Source organism: Gammaproteobacteria bacterium (assembly GCA_013696315.1).
Taxonomy (GTDB): domain Bacteria; phylum Pseudomonadota; class Gammaproteobacteria; order JACCYU01; family JACCYU01; genus JACCYU01.
The window spans coordinates 1-5,017 of record JACCYU010000241.1 but is presented as its reverse complement, the minus strand read 5'-3'; the positions used below and the strand labels follow the sequence as shown (position 1 = coordinate 5,017).

The following is a 5,017-nucleotide window of genomic DNA, read 5'->3' as shown; positions in this document are numbered from 1 at the left end:
TTGAACGGCACACACCCGATGAGGTCTACTTCAGGCCTGCAGCCAATGCCCAAGGCTGCGTAACCCAACCGCAGAGAATCCACTTATCGGAACGGGTAGAACTGTTCAAACAGATGGGGCCAGCTCTATTGCGCGTATTCAAGTACGGGTGCGGCCAAGATTTCTGGCACCCTAATCACCGTGGTTTTACCAGCGTTCCATTTAGGACGGTAAGAAGTGGATGAATATGCCATATACTGACATTAATACTCCCTTGTTACACGGGTCAACACTATCGTTGATTTCAATCCACATGGTTACGGCACAACGAATCACACCCGCCGCAGCGCGGTTAACGGCGACTGATTCAACAATCAATCGGTAGCGCGAAAGGTGCGGATGACCGTGCGGATCTGATCCGGGTTGACGAATGCGCGGTCGAGCTGACTGGCCGAGTACGCCTCGTCCTCATCCTGGCGCTCCCACCGTTTCTTGCGCGTGAGCCGCTCGCGGCGCTCGATCTGTTGATCGGTCTTCAGGATCGCCACTTGTCGAGTGCGCTCGGTCTCGATGACGTAAATCTCGTTGCCGACGTTCACGCCGTCGGCGACGGCCTGTTGGTGGTCGTATTCGCTGACGACGTTCTTGTGAAAGAAACCGTAAGTCCGGTTGTCGGGCGTGGCGGTCAGACCAATCAGGTAAGCATCGAAGTACTCAATCACCTGCCGCCACAGATTGTAGATGGAGCGATGGCACTCATCGATGATGATGAAATCGAAAAACTCCGGCGGGATCTTTCGGTTGTAAACGACCGGCAGCGATTGTTTCGCTTTCAACATCCGCTCGGCGGGATTGACCTCCTCGCCGGCTTCGTCGAGCGGCTCGTCCTTCAGCAGTGAGTACATGCGCTGGATGGTGCTGATGCAAACCTGCGAATCCTTGGCGACAAAGGATGATTTGAGACGCTGAACGTTGTAGAGCTCGATGAACTTCCGATTATCGTCGTTCGGTAGATAGGCCATGAATTCCTGTTCCGCCTGTTCGCCGAGGTTCTTGGTATCGACCAGAAACAAGATGCGCCTGGCATCCGCGTGCTTCAGCAGACGGTAGACAGACGTGATCGCCGTGTAGGTCTTGCCGGAACCCGTGGCCATCTGCACCAGCGCGCGGGGCCGGTCGTGCTTGAAGGATTTCTCCAGGTTTTCGATCGCGGTGATCTGGCAATCCCGCAGGCCAGAATGAACCAGCAGCGGCAGCGTCTGTAGCCGGGTACGGAGCGAGGCGGTTTTTGACAGCCTCTCCGCCATGGTCTCTGGCCGGTGGAAGGTGAAACCTCCCGTGACCGTGGCTTCGGATCACGGCCATCGGTGCAACGCGTGATGATGCCGGTGCTCTCGTAGACAAAAGGCAGCGGCGCTTTGTTGTGGATCCACTTGAGCTTCGCCGCGGCATAGTCCGCCGATTGCTCCTCGACCATCGTGATCTTGTGGCCCCACTCCCGAGGCTTGGCTTCGATAACGCCGACGGCCTTTTTATCAACGAACAGCGCGTAGTCGGCCGGACCGACATCGGTCTGGTACTCGCGAACGGCAATCCCCAAGCCCGCGTTGAAATCGATGGCCTTCCTGTTCTGAACAACCCAGCCGACCTCGACCAGACGCTTATCGATCTGGTCGCGCGCGATCTGTTCGGGATTCTGGTTCATCGGCCATGCCCCAGCTCGTTCTACTTTTACGTGCGGCGAGTTGTATCGCCCTCCTGCCTTTCTTGTTCTTTATCGGAAGCACCTGGGCGGTCCGTTTTTGCTGTGCCCGGCGAGGCGCACCGTATGAATCGCGAACATCGCGTAAGCGCTGATACTGGCGGGGCGGTCACATCCTGTGGCCGCTAGCCTGGCGCGTATGCGTTCCGGTTACCGCGGGTGCGGCCGTGGGAGCACTCGCTGCGGACTCGTTGCCTGGCCGCGATCTCGGCCTCGTCATCACCCTGGCGGTGCTGGTAGCGCTTGTCCTGCTCTTCACCAAACTCAAGCACGCGATCGAGTCGTCGCCCGCGAGCGAAACACGGTTCGGAATCCGCGAGGTGGCTATCTTCTGCGGCATCGGCATCTGGTTGGGCTTCATTGTCCTCGATGGCGCAACCTATCTGCTGCTCGCCCTCGTCCTGGCGGTACACATGCCGCTCGTCGAGGCAAATGCCCTGAAAACCCTGGCGCTGATTCCCACAACGGCGGTTGCCCTGGCCGTATTTGCCGCCGACGGCGTCGTTGACTGGGGCATGGGCGCCGTGATGGGCGCGGGCGGATTCGCCGGAGGCGTACTGGGCGCGCGCCTCGCCGCGTCGTCCTTCGCCCGGACGTGGGTATTCCGGCTCCTTGTCATCGTGATCATCGGCGAGTTGGTCCAACTGGCCATCCACTACGTTTTCAATACGGCGTAAGCAACTCCGCCAGACGCTAGCCTGGGCGAAAGCGAGCACAGATCGGGCAAGCCATTACAGTGGGCGAGCGCGGTTTCGCCCCGGTCTAGCGCAAACCCAGCACGTCCTGCATATCGAACAGGCCGTGTTTCTGTCCTGCGATCCAGACGGCCGCGCGTACCGCGCCGTTGGCGAACGTCAGGCGGCTGGAAGCCTTGTGGGTGATTTCAACCCGCTCACCCAATCCTGCGAACATAACTGTATGCTCGCCGACAATATCGCCGGCGCGAATCGTCTCGAAGCCAATCGATTTGCGATCCCGCGTGCCGGTCTGGCCTTCCCGTCCATATACCGCGCACTCGGACAGGTTCCGGCCCAGCGCCTGAGCGACCACTTCGCCCATGCGCAATGCGGTGCCCGAGGGCGCGTCAGTCTTGTAGCGATGGTGCGCCTCGACGATCTCGATATCGACCGAATCACCCAGCACCCGCGCGGCGGTGTCCAGCAGTTTAAGACATAGATTTACCCCGGCGCTCATGTTCGGCGCGAGCATGATGGCGATGTCCGCCGCCGCCGCTCCGATCCGGGCGCCCTGCTCCGCGCTGAAACCCGTGGTGCCAATCACCATGCGCTTGCCGTGGGTCTTGCAGACCGCCAGATTTTCCAAGGTCGCGGCCGGCCGCGTGAAATCGATGACCACATCGAAATCCGCGAGCACGCGATCGAGGCCGGGCATAATAGCGACGCCCAGCTTGCCGACACTGGCGATCTCGCCGGCATCCGCGCCGATCAGGCTGCTGTCCGGATGCTCCACGGCGGCGGTAAGTTCGATCCCCTCACCGGCCTGACATGCTTCAATCAAGGTGCGGCCCATGCGACCGCCAGCGCCGCTGATCGCGAGCCGGATCGGCGTCATCGAATTGTTTTTGGTCATGGCAACAAGACGGTTTGCGTGAGTACGAGCGATGCTAATACATAACGACGCATTAACTAAGCCTTATATTCTCATATTCTATTTTCTATATATCCGGTGAACAAAAGGTTATTTCAAATCGGCCGCTCACCACGTTAGCATGGCGTCACTTGATTAGCCCCACACGGAGCGAGAGTATGCCAGAGCCACACGATCTTGCCGACACGAACACCGGGGAAGTCGCCCAGGCGGCGGCGCGTGTGCTGCGTGCGCTGGAAGGCATCCAGTACGGCGCGGTTGAGATTGTCATACACGCCGGGCGCATCGTTCAGATCGAACGCAAGGAAAAAGTCCGCCTGGAACCGCCGCGCGAGACCGCACCCGCCGTTAACCATTTCTTTCACTCTACCAGTCAGCTGGCGAGCTTTTAATCCCATTATTCTTTGAGCGCAAGACCAACCGGCTCTCCGGAGGTATCAATGCGCATAGGAAGTGCACAAATGTCACAGACAATATCGATTGGAAGGGTAATGCTGGTGGCTGGGGGCATGGTCTTGCACAGCGCCGCAAGCGCGGCGCCCGCGACCGAAGATGACGTCGATGCTTTCGATCGGCAGGCCCGCGTCGTCGACCGCAGTCTCCAACTCGCGCAAGCAGAGGAAGTGGGACTGGCGGAAGACCCGAGCAGCGTGGAAGAGTTCTACGAGCTGGATCAGAAAGTCCGAATTCTCGAGCGTCAGCTTGATATCCAGGAAGAAGAGGAAGCCGACGCACTGGAGGAGGATACAACCGCGTCAGCCGACGAAAGCGGCTTTGTGATCGAGTCCGGCGATGGCGCCTTCACGCTCAAGCTCAAGGTGCTGGTGCAAGGTGACACCCGTGTTTACGCCGATGACGAAGACACCGCCAGCGATACCTCCTGGTGCGCCGCGCGCGCCCAACCCTGGAGGGCACCGTCGGCGAGTTTGTTTCATTCAAGCTGATGCCAGATTTCGCCGGCGACAGCGCGACCTTGATCGACGCCTATGTCGACGTTGATGCGGTTCACTTCGCGACCCTGCGAGGCGGCAAGTTCAAGGCGCCGGTGGGCCTGGAGCGTCTGCAATCCGCCAGCAATCTCCACATGATCGAGTGCGGCTATCCTACCGAACTCGCGCCGAACCGCGACATCGGGGCGGAGCTGTACACCGGCGGGCTCATCAACAGCAAGCCGGACAGCATTTTCAGTTACGCAGTCGCGATCACCAACGGCACGCCCGACGGTCGCGATTCGCCAGCGACCAATCCGGATGACAACTTCGAGTACTCAGCGCGCGTGTTCGCCGAGCCGATCACGGGTCTGGGCTTCGGCATCGCCGGCAGCTTTGGAGATAAGGAAGGCGGCGCGGGCGACGGCGCGGTGGATTTCCTGCCGCGCTATCGCAGCCCCGGTCAGCAGACCGTCTTTGAGTACGCCGAGACCACCGCAGCCGATGGGCAACAACTGCGCTGGTCGCCACAGGGCTATTACTACGCCGGATCGTTCGGCGTGCTGGCGGAGTACATCCGCTCGAAGCTTGACGTGACCGACGGCACCGCGACCGCAGCACTCTCGCATGAGGCCGCGCAAGCCACGGCGGTGTTCGTGCTGACGGGTGAGGACGCTAGTTACGCGGGCATCGAGCCATACAAGCCCGTCGGTAGCGGCGGCTGGGGCGCGTTCGAAGT

General features: G+C 60.2%; 5 protein-coding genes and 1 pseudogene. 4 read left to right on the top strand and 2 right to left on the bottom strand.

Features of this window, described 5'->3' with window-relative positions; translation table 11 throughout:
- Positions 1–365: 365 nt before the first annotated feature.
- Positions 366–1,684 (bottom strand): annotated as a pseudogene (locus H0V34_14095) (DEAD/DEAH box helicase family protein).
- Between the two features lie 170 nt (positions 1,685–1,854).
- Here H0V34_14095 and H0V34_14090 point away from each other — a divergent pair.
- On the top strand, positions 1,855–2,418 hold the full coding sequence (locus tag H0V34_14090; GenBank protein ID MBA2492764.1) for a sulfite exporter TauE/SafE family protein: 564 nt from the start codon (positions 1,855–1,857) through the stop codon (positions 2,416–2,418).
- A gap of 85 nt (positions 2,419–2,503) precedes the next feature.
- Here the strand turns inward: H0V34_14090 and dapB are convergent, their stop codons facing one another.
- Complete coding sequence (dapB, locus tag H0V34_14085; protein MBA2492763.1) at positions 2,504–3,313, bottom strand: 4-hydroxy-tetrahydrodipicolinate reductase; 810 nt, start codon at positions 3,311–3,313, stop codon at positions 2,504–2,506.
- 194 nt (positions 3,314–3,507) lie between these two features.
- Between dapB and H0V34_14080 the strand changes: the two genes are divergently transcribed.
- The 3 genes from H0V34_14080 to H0V34_14070 all read left to right on the top strand — a co-directional run.
- Positions 3,508–3,741, top strand: a complete 234-nt coding sequence (locus tag H0V34_14080; protein MBA2492762.1) for a YezD family protein — start codon at positions 3,508–3,510, stop codon at positions 3,739–3,741.
- 69 nt (positions 3,742–3,810) lie between these two features.
- Positions 3,811–4,293 carry a hypothetical protein gene (locus tag H0V34_14075; protein ID MBA2492761.1) on the top strand — a complete coding sequence of 161 codons (483 nt, stop codon included), beginning with the start codon at positions 3,811–3,813 and terminating at the stop codon, positions 4,291–4,293.
- Positions 4,233–5,017, top strand: a 785-nt coding sequence (locus H0V34_14070; protein MBA2492760.1) for a porin, incomplete at its 3' end; no start/stop codon positions are given. The genes H0V34_14075 and H0V34_14070, both read left to right, overlap by 61 nt.

Bases quoted from the DNA above. Each gene is read 5' to 3' on its own strand.
- dapB (MBA2492763.1), bottom strand. From the start codon at position 3,313: ATGACGCCGATCCGGCTCGCGATCAGCGGCGCTGGCGGTCGCATGGGC.
- H0V34_14080 (MBA2492762.1), top strand. From the start codon at position 3,508: ATGCCAGAGCCACACGATCTTGCCGACACGAACACCGGGGAAGTCGCC.
- H0V34_14075 (MBA2492761.1), top strand. From the start codon at position 3,811: ATGTCACAGACAATATCGATTGGAAGGGTAATGCTGGTGGCTGGGGGC.